General features: G+C 74.6%; 24 protein-coding genes. 11 read left to right on the top strand and 13 right to left on the bottom strand.

Annotated features, from left to right (window positions below; genetic code table 11):
- Positions 1 to 39: 39 nt before the first annotated feature.
- Positions 40 to 663: an MSMEG_1061 family FMN-dependent PPOX-type flavoprotein gene (locus ACI8AG_RS02610; protein WP_456595802.1), complete on the top strand. Its 624-nt coding sequence runs from the start codon at positions 40 to 42 to the stop codon at positions 661 to 663.
- A 214-nt stretch (positions 664 to 877) separates the two neighbouring features.
- Positions 878 to 1,066, top strand: coding sequence for a VOC family protein (locus ACI8AG_RS02605; protein ID WP_456595801.1), 189 nt, complete (start codon positions 878 to 880; stop codon positions 1,064 to 1,066).
- An 84-nt stretch (positions 1,067 to 1,150) separates the two neighbouring features.
- Here the strand turns inward: ACI8AG_RS02605 and ACI8AG_RS02600 are convergent, their stop codons facing one another.
- On the bottom strand, positions 1,151 to 1,348 hold the full coding sequence (locus ACI8AG_RS02600; protein WP_456588182.1) for a hypothetical protein: 198 nt from the start codon (positions 1,346 to 1,348) through the stop codon (positions 1,151 to 1,153).
- Positions 1,349 to 1,532: 184 nt separating this feature from the next.
- On the opposite strand from ACI8AG_RS02600, the gene ACI8AG_RS02595 reads away from it, so the two are divergent.
- Positions 1,533 to 2,045 carry a type II toxin-antitoxin system PemK/MazF family toxin gene (locus ACI8AG_RS02595; protein WP_456595800.1) on the top strand — a complete coding sequence of 171 codons (513 nt, stop codon included), beginning with the start codon at positions 1,533 to 1,535 and terminating at the stop codon, positions 2,043 to 2,045.
- Between the two features lie 8 nt (positions 2,046 to 2,053).
- On the opposite strand, the gene ACI8AG_RS02590 is transcribed toward ACI8AG_RS02595, so the two are convergent.
- The 4 genes from ACI8AG_RS02590 to ACI8AG_RS02575 form a co-directional block, all read right to left on the bottom strand.
- Positions 2,054 to 2,269, bottom strand: coding sequence for a hypothetical protein (locus ACI8AG_RS02590; RefSeq protein ID WP_456588184.1), 216 nt, complete (start codon positions 2,267 to 2,269; stop codon positions 2,054 to 2,056).
- Positions 2,270 to 2,415: 146 nt separating this feature from the next.
- Positions 2,416 to 3,480: an AbrB family transcriptional regulator gene (locus ACI8AG_RS02585; RefSeq protein ID WP_456588185.1), complete on the bottom strand. Its 1,065-nt coding sequence runs from the start codon at positions 3,478 to 3,480 to the stop codon at positions 2,416 to 2,418.
- 290 nt (positions 3,481 to 3,770) lie between these two features.
- Entirely contained in the window at positions 3,771 to 4,064 is a 294-nt protein-coding gene (locus ACI8AG_RS02580; RefSeq protein ID WP_456595799.1) for a winged helix-turn-helix domain-containing protein, read from the bottom strand.
- A complete protein-coding gene (locus ACI8AG_RS02575; RefSeq protein WP_456595798.1) occupies positions 4,061 to 4,525 on the bottom strand; it encodes a hypothetical protein in 465 nt (154 codons plus the stop codon). The genes ACI8AG_RS02580 and ACI8AG_RS02575 overlap by 4 nt, the downstream gene beginning before the upstream one ends.
- Positions 4,526 to 4,596: 71 nt before the next feature.
- On the opposite strand from ACI8AG_RS02575, the gene cobC reads away from it, so the two are divergent.
- Together cobC and cobA are read left to right on the top strand one after the other, a co-directional pair.
- Positions 4,597 to 5,706, top strand: coding sequence for an Rv2231c family pyridoxal phosphate-dependent protein CobC (gene cobC / locus ACI8AG_RS02570; RefSeq protein WP_456595797.1), 1,110 nt, complete (start codon positions 4,597 to 4,599; stop codon positions 5,704 to 5,706).
- 11 nt (positions 5,707 to 5,717) lie between these two features.
- On the top strand, positions 5,718 to 6,941 hold the full coding sequence (gene cobA / locus ACI8AG_RS02565; RefSeq protein ID WP_456595796.1) for a uroporphyrinogen-III C-methyltransferase: 1,224 nt from the start codon (positions 5,718 to 5,720) through the stop codon (positions 6,939 to 6,941).
- On the opposite strand, the gene ACI8AG_RS02560 is transcribed toward cobA, so the two are convergent.
- A complete protein-coding gene (locus tag ACI8AG_RS02560; protein WP_456588190.1) occupies positions 6,938 to 7,096 on the bottom strand; it encodes a hypothetical protein in 159 nt (52 codons plus the stop codon). The two genes, cobA and ACI8AG_RS02560, sit on opposite strands and share 4 nt — an antisense overlap.
- Before the next feature lie 190 nt (positions 7,097 to 7,286).
- Here ACI8AG_RS02560 and ACI8AG_RS02555 point away from each other — a divergent pair, with 190 nt between their 5' ends.
- The 3 genes from ACI8AG_RS02555 to ACI8AG_RS02545 are packed head-to-tail and all read left to right on the top strand — an operon-like array spanning position 7,287 to position 9,310.
- Entirely contained in the window at positions 7,287 to 8,165 is an 879-nt protein-coding gene (locus ACI8AG_RS02555; protein ID WP_456588191.1) for an ABC transporter ATP-binding protein, read from the top strand.
- Entirely contained in the window at positions 8,162 to 9,016 is an 855-nt protein-coding gene (locus ACI8AG_RS02550; protein WP_456588192.1) for an ABC transporter permease, read from the top strand. The genes ACI8AG_RS02555 and ACI8AG_RS02550 overlap by 4 nt, the downstream gene beginning before the upstream one ends.
- Positions 9,017 to 9,019: 3 nt before the next feature.
- Positions 9,020 to 9,310 carry a helix-turn-helix transcriptional regulator gene (locus ACI8AG_RS02545; RefSeq protein WP_456595795.1) on the top strand — a complete coding sequence of 97 codons (291 nt, stop codon included), beginning with the start codon at positions 9,020 to 9,022 and terminating at the stop codon, positions 9,308 to 9,310.
- A gap of 83 nt (positions 9,311 to 9,393) precedes the next feature.
- On the opposite strand, the gene ygiD is transcribed toward ACI8AG_RS02545, so the two are convergent.
- Both ygiD and ACI8AG_RS02535 read right to left on the bottom strand, forming a co-directional pair.
- Positions 9,394 to 10,245 carry a 4,5-DOPA-extradiol-dioxygenase gene (gene ygiD / locus ACI8AG_RS02540; RefSeq protein WP_456588194.1) on the bottom strand — a complete coding sequence of 284 codons (852 nt, stop codon included), beginning with the start codon at positions 10,243 to 10,245 and terminating at the stop codon, positions 9,394 to 9,396.
- Between the two features lie 86 nt (positions 10,246 to 10,331).
- The gene (locus tag ACI8AG_RS02535) at positions 10,332 to 11,030 is read right to left on the bottom strand and encodes a (2Fe-2S)-binding protein (protein ID WP_456595794.1); all 699 of its coding nucleotides are present in this window, start codon (positions 11,028 to 11,030) and stop codon (positions 10,332 to 10,334) included.
- Positions 11,031 to 11,163: 133 nt separating this feature from the next.
- Here ACI8AG_RS02535 and acs point away from each other — a divergent pair, with 133 nt between their 5' ends.
- The 3 genes from acs to ACI8AG_RS02520 all read left to right on the top strand — a co-directional run bounded on the left by acs (position 11,164) and on the right by ACI8AG_RS02520 (position 14,710).
- Positions 11,164 to 13,113, top strand: a complete 1,950-nt coding sequence (gene acs, locus ACI8AG_RS02530) for an acetate--CoA ligase (protein WP_456595793.1) — start codon at positions 11,164 to 11,166, stop codon at positions 13,111 to 13,113.
- A 165-nt stretch (positions 13,114 to 13,278) separates the two neighbouring features.
- A complete protein-coding gene (locus ACI8AG_RS02525; protein ID WP_456588197.1) occupies positions 13,279 to 13,779 on the top strand; it encodes a phage holin family protein in 501 nt (166 codons plus the stop codon).
- A gap of 4 nt (positions 13,780 to 13,783) precedes the next feature.
- Positions 13,784 to 14,710 carry an alpha/beta fold hydrolase gene (locus ACI8AG_RS02520; protein ID WP_456595792.1) on the top strand — a complete coding sequence of 309 codons (927 nt, stop codon included), beginning with the start codon at positions 13,784 to 13,786 and terminating at the stop codon, positions 14,708 to 14,710.
- 94 nt (positions 14,711 to 14,804) lie between these two features.
- Here the strand turns inward: ACI8AG_RS02520 and ACI8AG_RS02515 are convergent, their stop codons facing one another.
- Genes ACI8AG_RS02515 through nth form a run of 5 tightly spaced genes read right to left on the bottom strand, consistent with a single transcriptional unit; the run spans position 14,805 to position 18,613 of the window.
- Positions 14,805 to 15,986, bottom strand: coding sequence for a MarP family serine protease (locus ACI8AG_RS02515; RefSeq protein WP_456595791.1), 1,182 nt, complete (start codon positions 15,984 to 15,986; stop codon positions 14,805 to 14,807).
- 2 nt (positions 15,987 to 15,988) lie between these two features.
- Positions 15,989 to 16,489: a plastocyanin/azurin family copper-binding protein gene (locus ACI8AG_RS02510; protein ID WP_456595790.1), complete on the bottom strand. Its 501-nt coding sequence runs from the start codon at positions 16,487 to 16,489 to the stop codon at positions 15,989 to 15,991.
- The gene (locus ACI8AG_RS02505; protein ID WP_456595789.1) at positions 16,486 to 17,247 is read right to left on the bottom strand and encodes an NUDIX hydrolase; all 762 of its coding nucleotides are present in this window, start codon (positions 17,245 to 17,247) and stop codon (positions 16,486 to 16,488) included. Before ACI8AG_RS02505 ends, ACI8AG_RS02510 begins: the two co-directional genes overlap by 4 nt.
- Positions 17,244 to 17,813, bottom strand: coding sequence for a TlpA family protein disulfide reductase (locus tag ACI8AG_RS02500; protein ID WP_456595788.1), 570 nt, complete (start codon positions 17,811 to 17,813; stop codon positions 17,244 to 17,246). Before ACI8AG_RS02500 ends, ACI8AG_RS02505 begins: the two co-directional genes overlap by 4 nt.
- Positions 17,813 to 18,613 (bottom strand): endonuclease III, encoded by an 801-nt coding sequence (gene nth / locus ACI8AG_RS02495; RefSeq protein WP_456595787.1) that lies wholly within the window; start codon positions 18,611 to 18,613, stop codon positions 17,813 to 17,815. Before nth ends, ACI8AG_RS02500 begins: the two co-directional genes overlap by 1 nt.
- Positions 18,614 to 18,707 lie beyond the last annotated feature (94 nt).

Below are 18,707 nucleotides of genomic sequence, written 5' to 3'. Positions count from 1 at the left end.
GGTCGCCACGCTAGCCGCACGGGCCGATACCGTCGGGGCGTGCACCCCGAGACGCCCGCCGCCCCGCCCTCCGACGCCGTCGTGCTCGCCGGGTACCGGGAGGCGTCTCCACGGGTGCTGAACAAGGTGATCGGCGCGCTGGACGGCTACTGCCGCGACTTCATCGCGCTGAGCCCGTTCGCCACGCTGGCCACCGCCTCGCCCGACGGCTGGCCCGACGTCTCCCCGCGGGGCGGCGGGCCCGGCTTCGTGCACGTGCTCGACGAGCACCGGCTGGCGCTGCCGGACCGGAGCGGCAACAACCGGGTCGACAGCCTGCGCAACCTGGTGGCCAACCCGAGGGCCGCGCTGATGTTCTTCGTCCCCGGCTTCGACGAGACGCTGCGGGTCTACGGGACGACGTCGCTGGTGGACCCCGGGTCGCTGGATCTCGACCTCACCGAGTTCGGCCGGGCACCGCTGTCGGTGCTGGTGGTCCAGGTGGAGCGCGCCTACTTCCAGTGCCCGAAGTCGGTCATGCGCTCGGGCCTGTGGGACCCGGAGCAGCGGGTGGACCGCTCGGCCTTCGCGCCGTTCGGCGAGGTGATGCGCGAGCACTGCCGGGACACCACCATCCCCACCGACGACGCGGTGATCCGGGCGGACCTGGCGCTGGAGCTCTGACGCCGGCGGGTTCTGTCGGTGCGGCGCCCTAACCTGCGGCCATGTCCTTCGACGTGCAGGTCGTGGTCGACTCGTCCGCCCCGCATGAGCTCGCCGACTGAGGAAACACCCCGTCCTCCTCACCCCTCGCAAGCTCGGGGCGAGCCTCTGGACGGGGCTGGTCGAGACCGGCGCCGCCGCCGGGTCGGACACCACCACGCACCGTGGCGCACTGGTGTGGAAGGCGGGCGCCGCGATCACCTCGACGGAGCCGGGCCGCCCGCGCGTGCTGTTCCAGCTCGTCCCCGAGCCGAAGGCCGTCAAGAACCGGCTGCACCTCGACGTCCGGGTCGGGCCCGAGCGGCGGGAGGAGGAGGTGGCCCGGCTCGCCGGGCTGGGTGCCACGGAGCTGTGGCGCGGCTAGCAGGGCCCGTTCGCATGGGTGACGATGGCCGACCCGCAGGGCAACGAGTTCTGCCTCACCTGAGGAGGCACTCCCCCCGGGTGCTCAGCCGGCGCGCAGGTCGCGGGCGAGCTTCCGGTCGGCGACGGCCCGCTCGGCCACGGCGCGCACCCGAAGGCGGCGGCGTCTGCGACTGGAGCCCAGGTAGCGGGCGTCCTCCACCAACTGGAAGGCGGCGAGCACGCTCGCCTGCACCTCCCGTGCGCGTGGGAGCGCCGGGCGCGCCGGTTCGGCCGAAGTCATGAGCCCCCCTTCTCCCGGGGGCGCCGCCACGCTCCCGTGCGCCCATCGTGCCCCCGTATCGACACCGCCAACCCCCACGGTGACCAGATGGTGCCGATGTGTCACGTGTGACACACGGTGATGCTCCTGTGTCCTCGCCGGGGCGCACGATGCCGTCGCGGCCACCCCTCCGTACGGTGCGGTCATGGCCAGGTTCCGGCGGCTCGGGCGGACGGCGGCGCACACCGCGGGCCGCGTGCTGCACCTGCTGCGCAGCAGCCGTTCCCCCGCCCGCGGGCGGCCCGCGCCGCCGGGGAGCCCGCGGCCGGCCGGCGCACCGGACGTGGAGTACCGGCCGTTCGACGACGACCGTCCCGATCCCGGGGAGATCGTCTGGGCCTGGGTGCCCTTCGAGGAGGACGACGGCCGGGGCAAGGACCGACCGGTGCTGATCATCGGCCGGCGGGGCGAGGACCTCCTCGGTCTGATGCTGGCCAGCCGCGACCACGACCGGGACGCCGCCGACGAGGCCCGGCACGGCCGGTCGTGGACCGACATCGGCACCGGCGCCTGGGACCCGCGAGGGCGGGCGAGCGAGGTGCGGCTGGACCGGCTGCTGGTGCTCGATCCCGGGACGGTCCGCCGGGAGGGCGCCGCGCTGGACCGCAGCCGCTTCGACCGCGTCGTGGCCGAGGCCCGCCGCGTGCAGGGCTGGTGAGGCGGGGGTCAGTCCGCGACCGACTCGTCCCGCGCGGGCCGCCGCACCGGCGGCCGCAGGTTGTAGACGCCGAGGCCGTCGCCGATCGGCTCCAGGTCGTAGCGGTGCACGACCTTCGGCCCGCCGTGGAGGTGGACGTGGGTCACCGTCGGCAGCGGGTCACCGTGCCGGGCCTCCCGGATCTGCACCCGGCCGTCGAGCGGACCGCCGACGAACAGCAGCACCGCGTCGTCGGCGTCGGCCCCGGTCGTGGCCGCGTTCTCCTCGGACAGGTCCCTCTCCTCCCGCTCGTGCGCCGGTCCACGAGGGTAGGCGCGTCCGGCCCGCCCGTCAGGTCCCCCGCCCCCCGGCAGCCCGGTGGCCGGGTCGCTCAGCCCGGGGGTCTGCGCCGGAGCCGGCGCGCCACCAGTGGGGCGCTGAAGAGCATGACGAACAGCCGGATCACCTGGACGGCGAGGACGAAGGTGGTGTCGGCGCCCGAGTCCCGGGCGGTGGCCAGCACCGCGTAGAGCCCACCGGGCGTGGTGGCCAGGTAGCCCTCGAGCGCGGTGGCCCCAGTGGCGGCGGCCAGCAGCCCGCCCAGCCCGGCGCACGCCAGCACCAGGGCCAGCATGATCGCCAGCGCCAGCGGCAGGGCGCGGCCGATGGCACGCAGGCTCCCGCGGGTGAAGCTGATGCCGACCTGCAGGCCGATCACGAGGAAGGCCGCGCTCTCGACGAGGGCGGGCACCCCCGCACCACCGGAGAGGCCGGTCAGGTCGGCGACCGCGGCGGCGACCAGCGGTCCCAGCAGCGCGGCGACGGGGACCCGGAGCAGCCGGCCCCCGACCAGCCCCACGAGCGAGCAGGAGGCGGTGAACGCCAGCCCGGCGGGCCAGCCCGGCCCCCCGGCGTCGCCGGGGGTGAGCCCGGCTCCCGCGGTGGCGCCGTAGGCGGTGGTGGCGACCACCGGCATGAGCAGGACGATGAGCAGCACCCGCAGGTACTGGAGCACCGCGACCATCCGCTCGTCGGCTCCCAGATCGCGGGCCATCACCACGATGCCGGAGGCGCCACCGGCGATCATGGCGAACGCCCCCGTGACCGGGCTGATCCCCCGGTGCAGCCGCAGGGCGAGCCCGGCCAGCAGGCTCAGCACGAGCGTCCCGACGGTGACCAGGAGGACCGGGAGCCAGTCGGCGGCCACCGCCCGCAGCGTGCCGAGGTCGACCAGGGCGCCCATGGAGACGCCGACGACCGCCTGCCCGGCGGTCCCGAGCCGCTCGGGAACCCGTGCCGGTGCAGGTACGGCCAGCGCGCGGACCAGCCCGGCGACCAGGCCGCCGAACAGCGCGGGCGACGGCAGGCCGGCCAGGCCCAGCAGCAGGCCGAGCGCGACGGCTCCGCCGACGACGGCGGCCGCGTCGAGCAGCGTCGCACCCCGTCCGCCCCGCACCTGTCCCCCTCTCCCCCGCGCCGCCGCCGGCGCACACTCTGCCGGTGTGCCGCGGGACACGTGCGAGGGGTCAGCCGCCGGTGATCCGCCGCAGCTCGGCGACGTGGGCGCTCCGGGCGGGAGGTCGGGTGCACCACCCCGCGCCGGCCTGCGGGTCGAGCCGCACCACCGGACGTCCAGCCGCGCCGTGACGCGGCTGGACGTCCGGCTACCCGGCTCCACCTGCCCGTCGTGCGCACCACCGGGGTCCAGCGGGCTCGATCGCTCCCGGCGCCACCCCGCGGCCGAACTCAGCCGCCGGTGATCCGCCGCAGCTCGGCGACGTGGGCGTCGAAGGCCGCCCGGCCGGCCGGGGTCAGCGCCAGGCTGGTGCGCACCCGGGACGCGCGGGTGGCCTTGCGGACCGTCACGTACCCGGCCTCCTCCAGCTGCTTGACGTGCTTGGAGAGCACCGAGTCGCTGACGCCGACCTGCTCGCGCACCGTCGCGAAGTCCATGGTGTCGACGACGGCGAGCAGCCCGCACACCTGCAGCCGCGGCGGTGCGTGCACCACCGGGTCGAACCGAGGGTCGACGGCGGTCACCGCTCGGCCCGCAACCCGGCGACGTAGATCCTGGTCACCCACCTGGAGCTCAGCGCGACCGCGACGCCCAGCAGGACGCCAACCACGACCATCGCGCCCCGCACGTCGAGCAGGAACTCCGCTGCGCCACCCAGGGCCAGCAGGGCGAGGTAGCCGGCCGACCACCGGCGCAGCGCCCGCCGGACGCGCTCCTGCACCGGCCCCACCTTGCTGGCGTCCCACCAGACCCCGGTGATCCGCCGGTAGACGGCGATCAGCCCCCGGACGCCGGCCAGGTAGAGCACCAGTGCCGCCACGATCACCCAGATGCTGCGGAAGGAGTAGCTGCTGATGAACCCGGCGAACAGCAGCCCGAGCGCGACGTCCCACCACCAGGGCTGGGTGATGCGCGCGGCCAGGGCCGCCCGGTCGGCCTGCAGGGCGGCCAGCTGGTCACGGGCGTCGGCCCGGTCGCTTTCCATGTCGGAAAGCGTGCTCGTCGCTTTCCGATTCGTCAAGTGCCGCCACACGGCTGTTACACGCCCGTGGTCTCATGGCGGTCCGACCACGACCGCGAAGAGGAGACGTGACGGATCTGCGACACCACGGGGACGCCGAGCTGGCACCCGGCCTGATCGACCTCGCCGTCAACGTGCGCGCCGGCACGCCCCCGGAGTGGCTCCGGGTCGTGCTGCGCGAGGCGGTCGACGGCAGCGCCGCCTACCCCGACGCCGCGCCGGCCCGGGCTGCGGTCGCGGCCGCCCACGGCCGCGACCCGGACGAGGTGCTGCTGGCCGCCGGTGCCGCCGAGGTCTTCGTGCTGCTCGCCCGCGCGCTGCGACCGCGGAAGGCCGTCCTCGTCCACCCGTCCTTCACCGAGCCGGAGGCCGCCCTGCGGGCCGCGGGGCACCCGGTGACCCGGCTGCTCCTCGCCGCGTCCGACGGCTACCGGCTCGACCCCGCGGCCGTCCCCGACGACGCCGACCTGGTAGTGCTGGGCAACCCCACCAACCCGACGTCGGTGCTGCACCCGGCCGAGCACCTCGCGGCCCTGGCCCGGCCCGGGCGGGTGCTCGTCGTCGACGAGGCGTTCGCCGACACGGTGCCCGGCGAGCCCGAGTCGCTGGCCGGGCGCAGCGACCTCCCGGGGCTGCTCGTGGTGCGCAGCCTGACCAAGACCTGGGGGCTCGCCGGGCTGCGCGTCGGCTACGCGCTCGGCCCCCCGGAGCTCGTCGCGGCGCTGGCCGACCAGCAGCCGCAGTGGCCGGTCTCCACCCCGGCGCTGGCCGCGCTGGTCGCCTGCACCACCCCGGCCGCGCGCGCCGAGGCCGGCGTCGCGGCCGTCGAGCTCGCCGGCCACCGCGAGGCGCTGCTCACCGCGCTGCCGGCACCGGCCGAGGTGGTCGCCGACCCCCGCTCCTCGTTCGTCCTCCTGCGCGTGCCCGACGGCGCGCGGGTGCGGGCGGAGCTGCGTGACGCCGGGTGGGCGGTCCGCCGCGGTGACTCCTTCCCCGGCCTGACGCCCGACCACCTCCGGGTCGCGGTGCGCGATCCGGGGACCTCGCGCGCGTTCGCCGCGACCCTCGCTGGGATCCTGTCCCGGACACGTCCCCCCGGCTCCGCGGAGGAGACCACCACCCGCGCCCCCGAGGAGGTCCGCTGAACGCCACCCCGGTGCCCCCCGGATCGGGCACGGTCTACCCGGTCGGCCTGCGGCTGCGTGACCGGCCGGTCGTCGTCGTGGGCGGCGGCCGGGTCGCCCACCGGCGCGTCGCCGGCCTGTTGGAGGCCCGGGCCCGCGTCACGGTGGTGAGCCCGGAGGTGACCCCGGCGCTCGAGTCGCTGGCCGCAGCCGGCAGGACGACGTGGCACCGGCGGCCCTACCGGCCCGGGGACCTCGACGGCTCCTGGTACGCCGTCGCCGCCACCGACGACCCGGCGGTCAACGCGGCGGTGGCCGAGGAGGCCGAGCGCGCCCGCATCTTCTGCGCCCGCGCCGACGACCGCGCCGCCTCCAGCGTCTGGACCCCGGCGATCGGCCGGCAGGGCGACCTGGTGGTGGGTGTGCACGGCGGCGGGGACCCCCAGCGGGCGATCGGGGTGCGGGACGCGATCGTCGCCGGGCTGACCGACGGCAGCATCCGCGACCGCGCCGCACGCCCGACCCCCGCGGGAAGCGTGGTGCTGGTGGGTGGCGGCCCGGGTGACCCGGGGCTGATCACCGTGCGCGGCCGGCAGGCGCTGGCCACCGCCGACGTCGTCGTCGCCGACCACCTCGGCCCCCAGCCACTGCTCGCCTCACTCCCCCCCGAGGTCGAGGTCGTCGACGCCTCCAAACTGCCGCGCGGCCGCTCGATGGCCCAGGAGACCATCAACGACCTGCTGATCACCCACGCCCGCGCCGGCCGCCGCGTCGTCCGCCTCAAGGGCGGCGACCCCTTCGTCTTCGGCCGCGGCTTCGAAGAGGTCCAGGCCTGCACCGACGCCGGCATCCCCGTCGAGGTCGTGCCGGGCATCACCAGCGCCGTCGCCGTCCCCGCCCTCGCCGGCATCCCGGTCACCCACCGCGGCCTCACCCACGAATTCGTCGTCGTCTCCGGCCACCTGCCCCCCGGCCACCCCCAGTCACTGGTCGACTGGGCTGCTCTCGGCGCACTGCGCGGCACCCTCGTCGTCCTCATGGGCGTCGACACCGCCCCCGCCATCGCCGCCGCCCTCGTCGAGCACGGCCGCGCACCCGACACCCCGGTCGCGGTCGTGACCGACGGCTCCACCCCCACCCAGCGGTCGCTGCGCACCACCCTGGCCGACCTCCCGGCCACCCTCACCGCGCACGCAGTCCGCCCCCCGGCGGTCTGGGTCGTCGGCGAGGTGGCCGGGCTCACCGCTGCCACCTAGGAGCCGTCGGCCACCGTCGCGAACACCACGGTGTTCTCCGTGCTGGTCCCCGCAGCGTCGTCGAACTCACCGCCGCAGGTGGCCAGCGCGACGTCGGCCTCCGCAGGATGCCCGCTGAGCGCGCTCCGGGCGCGGTGGCGGATCCGTTCGTCCACGCGGGGGGTCGCTACGTCGCACACGTGAGCCGCTACGCGCCGTGAGGGTCACCGCGGTTCCGTATGCACTTGTGCTCTCGATGTAGTACTCCTACTATCGGCCGCACCGACGAGCGCACAGGGGTGTGGCGGTATGGGTCCTCAGCGGGACACGGCAGGTGAACCGGTCGTCCGGACCAGCGGGCTACGGATGACCTACGGCGAGCAGGAAGTCCTCTCCGGCGTCGACCTCGAGGTCCACCCCGGCGAGGTCGTCTGCCTGCTCGGCCCCAACGGGGCCGGCAAGACCACGACGATCGAGATCCTGGAGGGCTTCCGGCTGCCCTCGGCCGGGGAGGTCCGGGTGCTGGGGGAGAACCCGGCCACCGCGGGCGACGCGTGGCGGGCCCGGGTGGGCGTGGTGCTGCAGTCCTGGCGCGACCACGCTCGCTGGACGCCGCGCCGGCTGCTCACCCAGCTCGGCGGCTACTTCACGCCCTACTCGACACCCGAGCGCCGGCGCCCCTACGACGTCGACGAGCTCATCGCCACCGTCGGCCTCGACGAGCACGCCGACCGCAAGATCGGCACCCTCTCCGGCGGCCAGCGCCGGCGGCTCGACGTGGCCGTCGGCATCATCGGCCGGCCCGAGCTGCTCTTCCTCGACGAACCCACGGCCGGCTTCGACCCGCAGGCGCGGCGGGACTTCCACGAGCTGGTGCACCGGCTCTCCGACCTGGAGGGCACGAGCATCCTGCTCACCACCCACGACCTGGCCGAGGCGGAGAAGCTGGCCGACCGGATCCTCATCCTGGCCCACGGCCGGATCGTCGCCGCCGGCAGCGCCGACGAGCTCACCCGCCAGGTCGCCGGCACGGCGGAGGTGCGCTGGGCCTGCGGCGCGGAACGCTACGTGCACCCCACCGACGACGTCGTCCCCTTCGTCCGCCGGCTGTTCGAGGAGCACGGCGACCGGCTCACCGACCTCGAGGTCCGCCGCGCCAGCCTCGAGGACACCTACCTGGCGATGGTGCAGCGCTTCGAGTCCGGCCGCCCGGCCGACCCGGTCCTGGAGGAGGTCACCCGATGAACGCCACCCGGCACGCGATCGGTCTGGGGCTCCAGCGGGGCTGGACGGAGTTCGTCCTGAGCCTGCGCAGCCCGCAGGACCAGGGCTTCTACCTGTTCACCGCCGTCGGCACCTTGCTCTACCTCTGGTTCAACCGGGACAACGAGCTCGAGGGCACCGGGCTGATGTACCCGACGTACGCGCTGCCCAGCATCCTCGGCGCGCTCCTGGCCTTCGGTGTGGTGATCGGCCCGGCCTTCGCGCTGGCCATGGAGCGCGAGGACGGCACGTTGCTGCGGCACAAGGCGCTCCCCCACGGCATGCCGGGGTACGTGACCGGGCAGCTGACCTACCACTCCCTCTCGCTGTTCCCGTCGCTGCTGACCGTGCTGGTGCCGAGTTTCCTGCTCTTCGACGGGCTGATGCACGGCGGCGCGTCGGGGTGGCTCACCGTCGCCTGGGTGGTCGTGCTCGGGCTGCTGGCCACGCTGCCGCTGGGCATGATCCTGGGAGCGGTCGTGCCGAGCACGCAGAAGGTGGGCAGCTGGGGCATGCTGCCGGTACTGGTCCTCACGGCGATCTCGGGGATCTTCTTCCCGATCACGCTGATGTGGGGGTGGGTGCAGGCCGTGGCGCAGGTCTTCCCGATCTACTGGATCGGCCTGGGGTTGCGCTCGGCGTTCCTCCCCGACGCGGCGGCGACCCTCGAGCTCGGCGACTCGTGGCGCACCGGCCTCACCGTCGTGGTCCTGGCCGCCTGGGCCGTGTTCGGCGCGCTGGTCACCCCCCGGGTGCTGCGCCGGATGGCACGCCGGCAGTCCGGGTCGCAGGTGCAGGCGGCCCGGGAGGCCACCCTGCAGTGGGTGCGCTGATCCGTGGCTCCTGATCGCCCCGCCGGCGACCGTTCCGGCGACGCCGTCCACAACCGGATCGCGCTGCTGCGCGCCGAGCAGCAGGTGACCCGGCGGGAGCTCGCCGACGCCCTCGGCGTCCACTACCAGACCGTCGGCTACCTGGAGCGCGGCGAGTACAACCCGAGCCTGCACCTGGCCCTGCGGATCGCCGAGTTCTTCGGCGTGCCGGTCGAGGCGGTCTTCTCGACGCGCCCCTTCCCCCGGATCACCGATCTGCACCGCCCCGCCGACGAGGAGCCCCGCACCGCATAGCGACCCACTGGGCATAGGAGGCTATGCGTACGTTCTCGCGCCGGAAACGCATGCATAGCTTCCTATGCCTGGTCGGTGGTCCTTCAGATGTTGGCGCCGTCCGGGGGCGGGCCGTCGGGCAGCGCCGCGGCGACGCCCGACCCCGCCGCCTCCGGGGCGTCCATGCCGACGGTGTAGGCGGTCATCGACAGCGAGCCGTAGGCGTAGCCGTCGACCAGCACGTCCACCGGCGCGTCGGTCGCGCCCGCCATGCCGGCCACGTAGAGCAGCGGCAGGAAGTGGTCCGGCGTCGGGACGGCGAGGTCGAAGTCGCGGTGCCCGTCGAGACGGCCGACGTCGGTGGGGTCGGTCAGCATGCACTCCTTCGCCGCCTCGTCGAACCGCTGCGCCCAGTCGAACCCGGCGTCCGGCAGCGCGCGGCTAACCCCGCCGAGGTTGTGGACGACGTTGCCGCTGCCGATGACCAGCACCCCGTCCTCGCGCAGCGGCGCCAGCGCCGCCCCGAGCTGGAGGTGGTAGTCGAAGGACTTGAGTGCGTTGATCGACAGCTGCACCACCGGGACGTCGGCGTCGGGGAAGGCGTGTGCCAGCACCGACCACGCGCCGTGGTCGATACCCCAGCTGTCGAGGTCGGCCCCCACCCAGGTCGGGTGCACGATGTCGGCCACCTCGTCGTACAGCTCCGGCAGGCCCGGGGGCTCGTACCGGACGTCGAACAGCTCCCGCGGGAAGCCGAAGAAGTCGTGGATGGTGCGCGGCCGCGGCATCGCGGTGAGCGCGGTCGCCTGCACGTACCAGTGGGCGGAGATCACCAGGATGGCCCGGGGCCGGGGCACCGACCGCCCGAAGGCCCGCCAGGCCTCCGTGTAGCGGTTGCTCTCCAGCGCGTTCATCGGGTTGCCGTGGCCGAGGAACGCGGCGGGCATCACGGGCATCGCTGACCTCCGCTCTCGTCGCCTCCGTCGATCATCTCGCGCGAAGCCTCGCGGTGCGACGTCGTCGCGGCACCGACAGCGACGGATCAGCCCGGCAGCCGGGTGGCCGCGTCCTCGAGGAGCACCTGCCGTTCCGCCGGGGGGCGGCGGGGGCAGGACAGGCACCTCGCACCGGGCGGCAGCCGGTCCACCAGGCAGCAGGACACCCGGGCGGTGAACCGCGCACCGCCGACGTCGACGTAGCGGGGAGCCGGCAGCGGCGCGCCGACCGCCCGGGCCAGCGGCGCGGCCAGCGCGGTCACCGCCGGGACGTCGCCCAGCGCGCGGCCGAGGCCCAGCAGCCCGTTGGCCAGCGAGTCGGTGGCGATCGCCCAGAGCGGCCGCTCGCGCATCCCGGCGACGTCCGCCAGGGCGGGGACGACGTCGTCGAGCGACTCGCGGAGCCCCGCCGCCGGGTCGTCGTCCCCCCGCGAGGAGACGGCGGCGAGCGGGAGACCGCCCGGGCTCAGGGCGACGGCGACGTCGGGGAGGCGGCCGGAGAGCGGACGCCCGACCGCGAGCCCGGCCAGCAGCGGCGCCAGGAGGACGGCGGAGGCCGAGTACCACCACACCGTGGCGTGCACCCGGCGGCTGCCGCCGCGGGCCCGGCCGGCGAGCAGGTCGGTCAGCCACACCCGGTCGGCGAACGCGGTCGCCGGAACGACCGGGGCGCCCTCCGGGGGCACCAGGCCGAGCGCCGCCGCACCCGGGATCCGGGCCGCGACCTGCGCCTGGCGACCGCTCACCGGCCCAGTGTGGCCGGTCGTCGCTCGGGGGCTCGCGTGGGGCAGACGCCGGAGCACTGTCCGCCATACGGTGTGTCGTGGCACACGTTGCACGGCCGCGGGCCCACCGCGGCACCGGACCCGGGAGGACCACATGAGCGAGACGCCCCAGCTGGACGGCCGGACCTTCGCGCCGCCCGAGGCCCTGGCCGCCCAGGCCAACGTGGGCCCCGAGGTGTACGAGGAGGCCGCCCGCGACCGGCTGGCGTTCTGGGAGTCCGCGGCGCGACGGCTGAGCTGGGACCAGGAGTGGGACACCGTGCTCGACTGGAGCAACCCGCCGTTCGCGAAGTGGTTCGTCGGCGGCCGGCTCAACGTGGCCTACAACTGCGTGGACCGGCACGTGGAGGACGGCCACGGCGAGCAGGTGGCCTACCACTGGGAGGGCGAGCCGGGCGACACCCGGACGATCACCTACGCCCAGCTCAAGGACGAGGTCTGCCGGGCCGCCAACGCCCTGACCGAGCTCGGTGTGCGGGCCGGCGACCGGGTCGCCATCTACCTGCCGATGATCCCCGAGGCGATCATCTCGATGCTCGCCTGCGCCCGGATCGGCGCGGTGCACATGGTGGTCTTCGGCGGCTTCTCGGCCGACGCGCTGGCCAGCCGGATCACCGACGCCGGCGCGCAGGTGGTCATCACCGCCGACGGCGGCTACCGCCGCGGGGCCCCCAGCGCCCTCAAGCCCGCCGTCGACGAGGCGGTGAACCGCACCGAGGGCGTGCGGCACGTGCTCGTCGTCAAGCGCACCGAGCAGGACGTCGACTGGCACGACGACCGCGACCTCTGGTGGCACGACGTCGTGGACCGGCAGTCGGCCGAGCACAGCTGCGAGTTCTTCGACGCCGAGCACCCGCTGTACATCATGTACACGTCGGGGACGACGGCGAAGCCGAAGGGCATCCTGCACACGTCCGGCGGCTACCTCACCCAGGTCGCCTACACCCACTGGGCCACGTTCGATCTCAAGCCCGACACCGACGTCTTCTGGACCGCGGCCGACGTCGGCTGGGTCACCGGCCACAGCTACATCGTCTACGGGCCGCTGGCCAACCGCGCCACCTCGGTGATGTACGAGGGCACACCCGAGACCCCGCACCGCGGCCGCTGGTTCGAGCTGATCCAGAAGTACGGCGTCACGATCCTCTACACGGCGCCCACGGTCATCCGCACGTTCATGAAGTGGGGCGAGGAGGTCCCGGCCGGCTTCGACCTGACCTCCCTGCGGCTGCTCGGCTCGGTCGGCGAGCCGATCAACCCCGAGGCCTGGCTCTGGTACCACGAGCACATCGGCGGCGGCCGCTGCCCGATCATGGACACCTGGTGGCAGACCGAGACCGGGGCGCACATGCTCACGCCCCTGCCCGGCGTCACCACCCTCACCCCCGGCTCCGCCCAGCACCCGTTCCCGGGCATCTCCGCCAAGGTCGTCGACGACGAGGGCAACGAGCTCACCGACGACTCCACCGGGCTGCTCGTGCTCACCGAGCCGTGGCCGTCGATGCTGCGCACGATCTGGGGGGACGACGACCGGTACGTCGACACCTACTGGTCACGCTTCGGGAAGAACGTCTACTTCGCCGGTGACGGCGCGAAGAAGGACGCCGAGGGCAACATCTGGCTGCTCGGCCGGGTCGACGACGTGATGAACGTGTCGGGCCACCGCATCTCCACCACCGAGGTCGAGTCCTCGCTGGTCGGCCACCCGACGGTCGCCGAGGCCGCCGTCGTCGGGGCCAGCGACCCGACCACCGGCCAGGGCATCGTCGCGTTCGTCATCCTCCGGGGGAACGCCGAGGACTCCGGCGACGAGCTGGTCCAGCAACTCAAGACGCACGTCGCCAAGGACATCGGCCCGATCGCCAAGCCGCGGCAGATCATGGTGGTGCAGGAGCTGCCCAAGACCCGGTCCGGGAAGATCATGCGCCGGCTGCTGCGCGACATCGCCGAGAACCGCGAGCTGGGCGACGTCACCACGCTGACCGACTCGTCGGTGATGAACATGATCAAGGAGAAGCTGCCCGCCACTCCCGCGGAGGGCTGACCTCCCAGGCATAGGAAGCTCTACCTGCGCCTCGGACCCCGGGCACGCAGGTAGAGCCTCCTATGCCCTCCCGCCCCACCGCGTCTGCAGGCACCGGGACGCGGTCCCGCTGGCCATGGGGCACGATCGTCCCGACCAGCAGTTCCACCGAAGGAGGAGCCACCCGTGGCCCACAGTGTGTCGACGACCCGAACCGACGGGAGCAGCGCGGCGGCCGAGCCCTCGATCGGCACGCTGGTGCAGAGCGCGATGGCCGACGTCTCGACGCTGGTGCGCGGTGAGATCGAGCTGGCCAAGGCCGAGATCGGCACGTCCGCGAAGAAGGGCGCCATCGGCGGCGGGATGTTCGGCGCGGCGGGCGTCGTCGCCGGCTTCTCGATGTTCTTCCTCTTCATCGCCCTCGCCGAGGGGCTCACCGCGCTGGGCGTGCCCCGCTGGCTGTCCTACCTCATCGTCTGGGTCGTGCTGCTGCTCGTCGCCGGCGTGCTCGCACTGATCGGCAAGCGGCTGATCAAGAAGATCGAGAAGCCCGAGCGGACGATCGAGTCGCTGCGCGAGCTGCCCGAGGTGATGCACCGCGAGGCGCCCGGCGCGCGCCACCGCGACGTCCCCGTGGTGAACGGCGGCAAGGTGGAGCTGCGCGGCAACGAGACCTACCGGGTCTGACTCGGTGACCGTCCCGCCGGACGGCCGTCCCGACGCCGTCAGCGTGCTGCTGCCGGGGCCCTGGACCCACCGCGACATCTCCGCGAACGGGGTGCGGCTGCACACGGCGGAGGCCGGTGACGGGCCGCTCGTGCTGCTGCTCCACGGTTTCCCGCAGTTCTGGTGGACCTGGCGCGCCCAGCTCACGGCCCTGGCCGGGGCGGGGTTCCGGGTCGTCGCGCCGGACCTGCGCGGCTACGGGGCCAGCGACAAGCCACCTCGCGGGTACGACCTGCCGACCCTCTCCGCCGACGTCGCGGCGCTGGTGCGGGCGCTCGGGGAACGCGATGCGGTCGTCGTCGGCCACGACTGGGGCGGCCTGCTGGGCTGGACGGCGGCCGCGCTGCACCCGCGGGTGGTCCGCCGGCTGGTCGTGGTGTCGATGGCCCACCCCCGGCTGCTGCGGGCCGGTATGGCCGACCGCCGGCAGCGCCGGGCGATGCGCCACGCGCTCGGTTTCCAGGTGCCCCGGCTGCCCGAACGGCGGCTGACCCGGGTCGACGACGACCCGGTGGCCGACCTGATGCAGCGCTGGGCCGGGCCGGAGTGGGCGCGCACCGCGGAGTTCGCGGCGGCCGTGGACCGCTACCGCGCGGCGGCGCGCATCCCGCAGGCCGCGTACGGGGCCATGGAGTACTACCGCTGGGCCGGCCGGTCCCAGCTGCGGCCCGACGGTCTCCGGTACGCCCGGCGGATGGCGGCCCCGATCACGGCGCCCACCCTGCAGCTGCACGGTGCGCTGGACCCGTACGTGCTGCCGGGTACGGCGCGCGGGTCCGGCCGCTACGTGGCGGGGGCCTACGAGTGGCGGGAGCTGCCCCGGGTCGGCCACTTCCCACAGGAGGAGGCCCCCGACGAGGTCACCCGGGCCATCGCCGACTGGGCCGCGTAGCGCAGCGGAGCGGCCCGCGGCGAGCGGATGGAACCGGCCCCGCTGCAGGGACCCGCGCCGAGCGGAGCGAGGTGCGGGGGGCAGCGGGGTCCTCTTACTCGCAGGAGCCCGTCGCCACCTCGGTGCGCGCGACGCTGCCCGCATCGGCGGCCGCGGCGACCTCCGGTCCGGTGAGCGCGTAGCCGGTCTGCGGGTCGTCGATCGCCGAGGCGAACACGACTCCGAGGACGCTGCCGTCGGGGGCGAACAGGGGGCCACCGGAGTTGCCGGCGCGCACCTGTCCGTACAGGGCGTAGACGTCGCGGACGACGGTCTGCGTGTTGCGGAAGTCGGGGCCGCTGATCTCGCCGCGGTCCCGCACGCGGGCGGCACCGACGTACAGCGGTCCACCTCCCGGGTAGCCCATGATGATCGCGTCGTCGCCCGAATCGGCCGGCTGCGGGGTGAACGACAGCGGCACCTGCGGCAGCCCCGGCACCGCGAGGACCGCGACGTCGATCTCCTCGTCGACCACGACCGGGATCGCGTCGTACTCCCTGCCCTCGGCGACGACCACCGGCGCGGTGACGCCGGCCAGCACGTGGGCGTTGGTCATCACCCGCTCCGGCGCGTAGACGAAACCGGACCCGTCGATCTGCCGGGAGCAGGACGGTGCCACCCCACGGATCCGCACCACGGACCCCTGCACCGAGGCGACCACCGCGCTCTCCTGCAGCGCCGGGTCGGGCGCCGGGACGTCGCGCGCCTGGGTGGGGGTGAGCGGGTCGAGGACGTCGGGCAGCCCCCGCCGGTCGATCGCCTCCCGCAGGTCCTCGTAGACGGTGCGGACCTCGTCGGGGACCGCCCGGTCCACGGCCTGCACCAGCGCCGACTGGCGGACCTGGCCGGCCACCTCGGGGAACGGCGAGCTCGCCAGCGGTGAGGCGACCATCCAGGCGACCAGCAGGACCGCCGCCGCCGAGACGACCGCGCCGGCCACGGAGTCGACCATCTTGGCCGGCTCCCACGTGACGCGGGACCGCAGCGCCCGGCCCGCGGCCCCGGCCAGGATCTGGCCCAGCAGCGCGCCGGCGAGCACCACCACCAGCGCGGCGAAGACCCGGCTGACGCTGGAGCCGTCGATCCGGTCGGCCACCGGCCCCGCCAGCTGGGCCCCGAGGACCGCCCCGGCCAGGAAGCCGACGATCGAGGTGGCCGAGACCAGGAGGCCCTGCCGGAACCCGGACAGCGCGAACAGCAGCGCCAGCATGATGAGCAGGAGGTCGACCAGGGACACCGCTACCCGCTGACCGTCATCGTGCCCACCTGCCCCAGCTGGAGGTGGAAGGTGCAGGAGAACGGGTACTCCCCCGGCGTCGACACCTCGAACTCGATCGTCTTCTCCTCGCCCGCGGCGAGCATCGAGATCCCGGCGTCGATCGGCTCGGGCAGCTCCTCGTCGGTGAACTCGAGGTTGTGCGGCATCTGCTCGGCGACGTTCACCAGGGTCAGCCGCACCCGCCCCGGCGACACGGTGAACCGGTCGGGGGTGAACACGTAGTCGCCCTGCGTCTGGAGGGTGACCTCCTGGACGCCGTCGTCGGCGATCGTCACCTCACCGAGCCCCTCGGCGACCGGCGCCGCGGTCACCTCCTGCCCCCCGGCGCCACCGCAGCCGGTCACCAGCAGGACCAGCACCGCGACGACCGCCACGACCTTCCCGCCGATGCCCTGGCCGCCTCCCGGGCCCCGCCCCGAGCCGGCGAGGGACGGGGAGGAGGTGGTCCTTTCACCGCTCATCGGGGCCGAACCGTACGCGCCGGGGCGACGCCGGGCGCGGGATCGGCGACGGTCGGCGCGGCGGAGTCGCCGGCGGGGTCGTCGTCCCCCGAGCCCGGCAGCGTGTACGGGCGCAGCCGCTCCGGGCGGATCGGCCGCACGTCGGTGGCGTCCCACGGCTGCGCCAGCCCGGCGGCTTCGAGGATCGCGTCGAGCAGGCCGGCGGTGAAGCCCCACACCTCCATGTCGGCCACGCCGAACGCCGGCCCGACGAAGCCCGCCGGGTGCCGGACGCGGTAGCGGTTGGCCGGGTCGACGAGGTCGGCCAGCGGCACCCGGGCGACCCGCGCCACCTCGTGCGGGTCGCCGACCGTGACGTCGCGCGGGTCGTCCCACCAGCCCACGACCGGCACGACGAGCCGGTTCGACGGCGGCAGGAACAGCTCCTGCAGGGTGGCGAGGACCCGGACGCCGTCGGGGTCGATCCCGGCCTCCTCGTGGGCCTCGCGCAGCGCCGTGCCCACCGGGAAGTCGTCGCCCGGGTCGACGCCGCCGCCCGGGAAGGCGGGCTGCCCGGCGTGGCTGCGCAGGTGTGCGGACTTCTCGATCAGCAGGATGTCAGGCCCGGCCGGGCCCTCGCCGAAGAGGACGAGGACCGCCGAGCGGCGGGCGGTGGCGGTGGCCTGCGGCATGCGGTGGCGCAGCGGGAGGTCGTCGGCCCGCTCCAGCAGCCGGAGCAGGTACTCGGGCAGGCCGTCGGTGGCCGCCCCGGCGGTCACAGCTGCACCCCGAGGTGGTCCGCGACGAGGCCGCGGAGCTCGTCCACCGAGGCGACCGCGCCGGCCTCGGTGTGCACCAGCGCGCCGCCGGCGTCGACGAAGTAGGTGAACGGCAGCACGTTGAGCCCGAGCTCCGCCATCAGCTCGCCGTCGCCGTCGTAGGCGCTGGGGAAGGTGACGCCGGCGTCCTCGGCGAAGGACGCCGCCTGCGGCAGCCCGTCCTTGCTGATCACGCCCACCATGCGCACCTCGTCGCCCGCGAGCGCGGCGAACTCCTGCAGGATCGGCATCTCCTCGCGGCAGGGCGGGCACCAACTGCCCCACAGGTTGACCACCATGGGGGCTCCCGGGGCCCGGCCCAGGTCGAGGGACCCGCCGCCGGGGCAGTCGAAGGAGAGTGCGGGCAGCCGTTCGGGGCCGGCGGCCTCGGCCGCGGGCTGCTCCGGGCACGCGGTCAGCGCCTCGGCGGGGGACGCCGACGGCGGCGCCGCAGCCGTTCCGCCCTGCCCGGAGGTGCAGCCGCTGACGGCGAGCAGCGCGACGGCGGTCAGCGAGAGACGGCGCATCACTCGGTGTCCGAGGCGGAGGGGGTCTTCACGAGCTTCAGCGCCACCTCGGGGTCGACCGGGCCGATGCCGAACGAGGGGCACCACTGCGCCAGGCCGCAGGCGCCGCACGCCGCCTTCTTCGCGTGGCACACGCGCCGGCCGTGGAAGATCACCCGGTGGCTGAAGTCGGTCCACTCCTTCTTCGGCACCAGCTGCGCGATCTCCGCCTCGACCTTGACCGGGTCCTCCTCCGCGGTCCAGCCGAACCGGCGCACCAGCCGGCCGAAGTGGGTGTCGACGGTGAGCCCCGGGACACCGAAGGCGTTGCCCAGCACGACGTTCGCCGTCTTGCGCCCGACGCCCGGCAGGGTCACCAGGTCGGCCATCCGGGCGGGCACCTCGCCGTCGAAGCGCTCGACCAGGGCCTGGCTCAGCCCCAGCACCGAGTTCGCCTTGGCCCGGAAGAAGCCGGTGGGCTTGAGGATGGTCTCCAGCTCTTCCCGGTCGGCGCCGGCGAGGGCGACCGCGTCGGGGTACCGCGCGAAGAGCGTGGGCGTCACCTTGTTGACCATCTTGTCGGTGGTCTGCGCGGACAGCACCGTGGCGACCAGCAGCTCGAAGGCGTTGGTGAAGTCCAGCTCGCAGTGGGCGTCGGGATGGATCACGGCCAGCTCGCGGGCCATGCGACGGGCCCGACGGGTGCGGGCCAGCGGCGTCTCCGCCGGGTCGTACGGCGACGCCCCGGTCAGTGCGGCTGCGGTGGGGCGACGGGCCCGGATGGGGCGTGCGTAGGCCGGTGAGGACGCGGGTGCGGACACGCGGTCGAGGGTATGCCGAGCCGCTGACCCTCTCCCGGCGTGCCATGATCGAGGACGGACCACTTCCCCCGTTCCGCCGACGACGCAGAGGAGG

The organism is Blastococcus sp. SYSU DS0552, assembly GCF_054050815.1.
This window is presented reverse-complemented; position numbering and strand designations above follow the sequence as displayed.

Bases quoted from the DNA above. Each gene is read 5' to 3' on its own strand.
- ACI8AG_RS02600 (WP_456588182.1), bottom strand. From the start codon at position 1,348: ATGACTTCGGCCGAACCGGCGCGCCCGGCGCTCCCACGCGCACGGGAG.
- ACI8AG_RS02595 (WP_456595800.1), top strand. From the start codon at position 1,533: ATGGCCAGGTTCCGGCGGCTCGGGCGGACGGCGGCGCACACCGCGGGC.
- ACI8AG_RS02575 (WP_456595798.1), bottom strand. From the start codon at position 4,525: ATGGAAAGCGACCGGGCCGACGCCCGTGACCAGCTGGCCGCCCTGCAG.
- cobC (WP_456595797.1), top strand. From the start codon at position 4,597: ATGGCGGTCCGACCACGACCGCGAAGAGGAGACGTGACGGATCTGCGA.
- ACI8AG_RS02555 (WP_456588191.1), top strand. From the start codon at position 7,287: ATGACCTACGGCGAGCAGGAAGTCCTCTCCGGCGTCGACCTCGAGGTC.
- ACI8AG_RS02550 (WP_456588192.1), top strand. From the start codon at position 8,162: ATGAACGCCACCCGGCACGCGATCGGTCTGGGGCTCCAGCGGGGCTGG.
- ygiD (WP_456588194.1), bottom strand. From the start codon at position 10,245: ATGCCCGTGATGCCCGCCGCGTTCCTCGGCCACGGCAACCCGATGAAC.
- acs (WP_456595793.1), top strand. From the start codon at position 11,164: ATGAGCGAGACGCCCCAGCTGGACGGCCGGACCTTCGCGCCGCCCGAG.
- ACI8AG_RS02510 (WP_456595790.1), bottom strand. From the start codon at position 16,489: ATGAGCGGTGAAAGGACCACCTCCTCCCCGTCCCTCGCCGGCTCGGGG.
- ACI8AG_RS02500 (WP_456595788.1), bottom strand. From the start codon at position 17,813: ATGCGCCGTCTCTCGCTGACCGCCGTCGCGCTGCTCGCCGTCAGCGGC.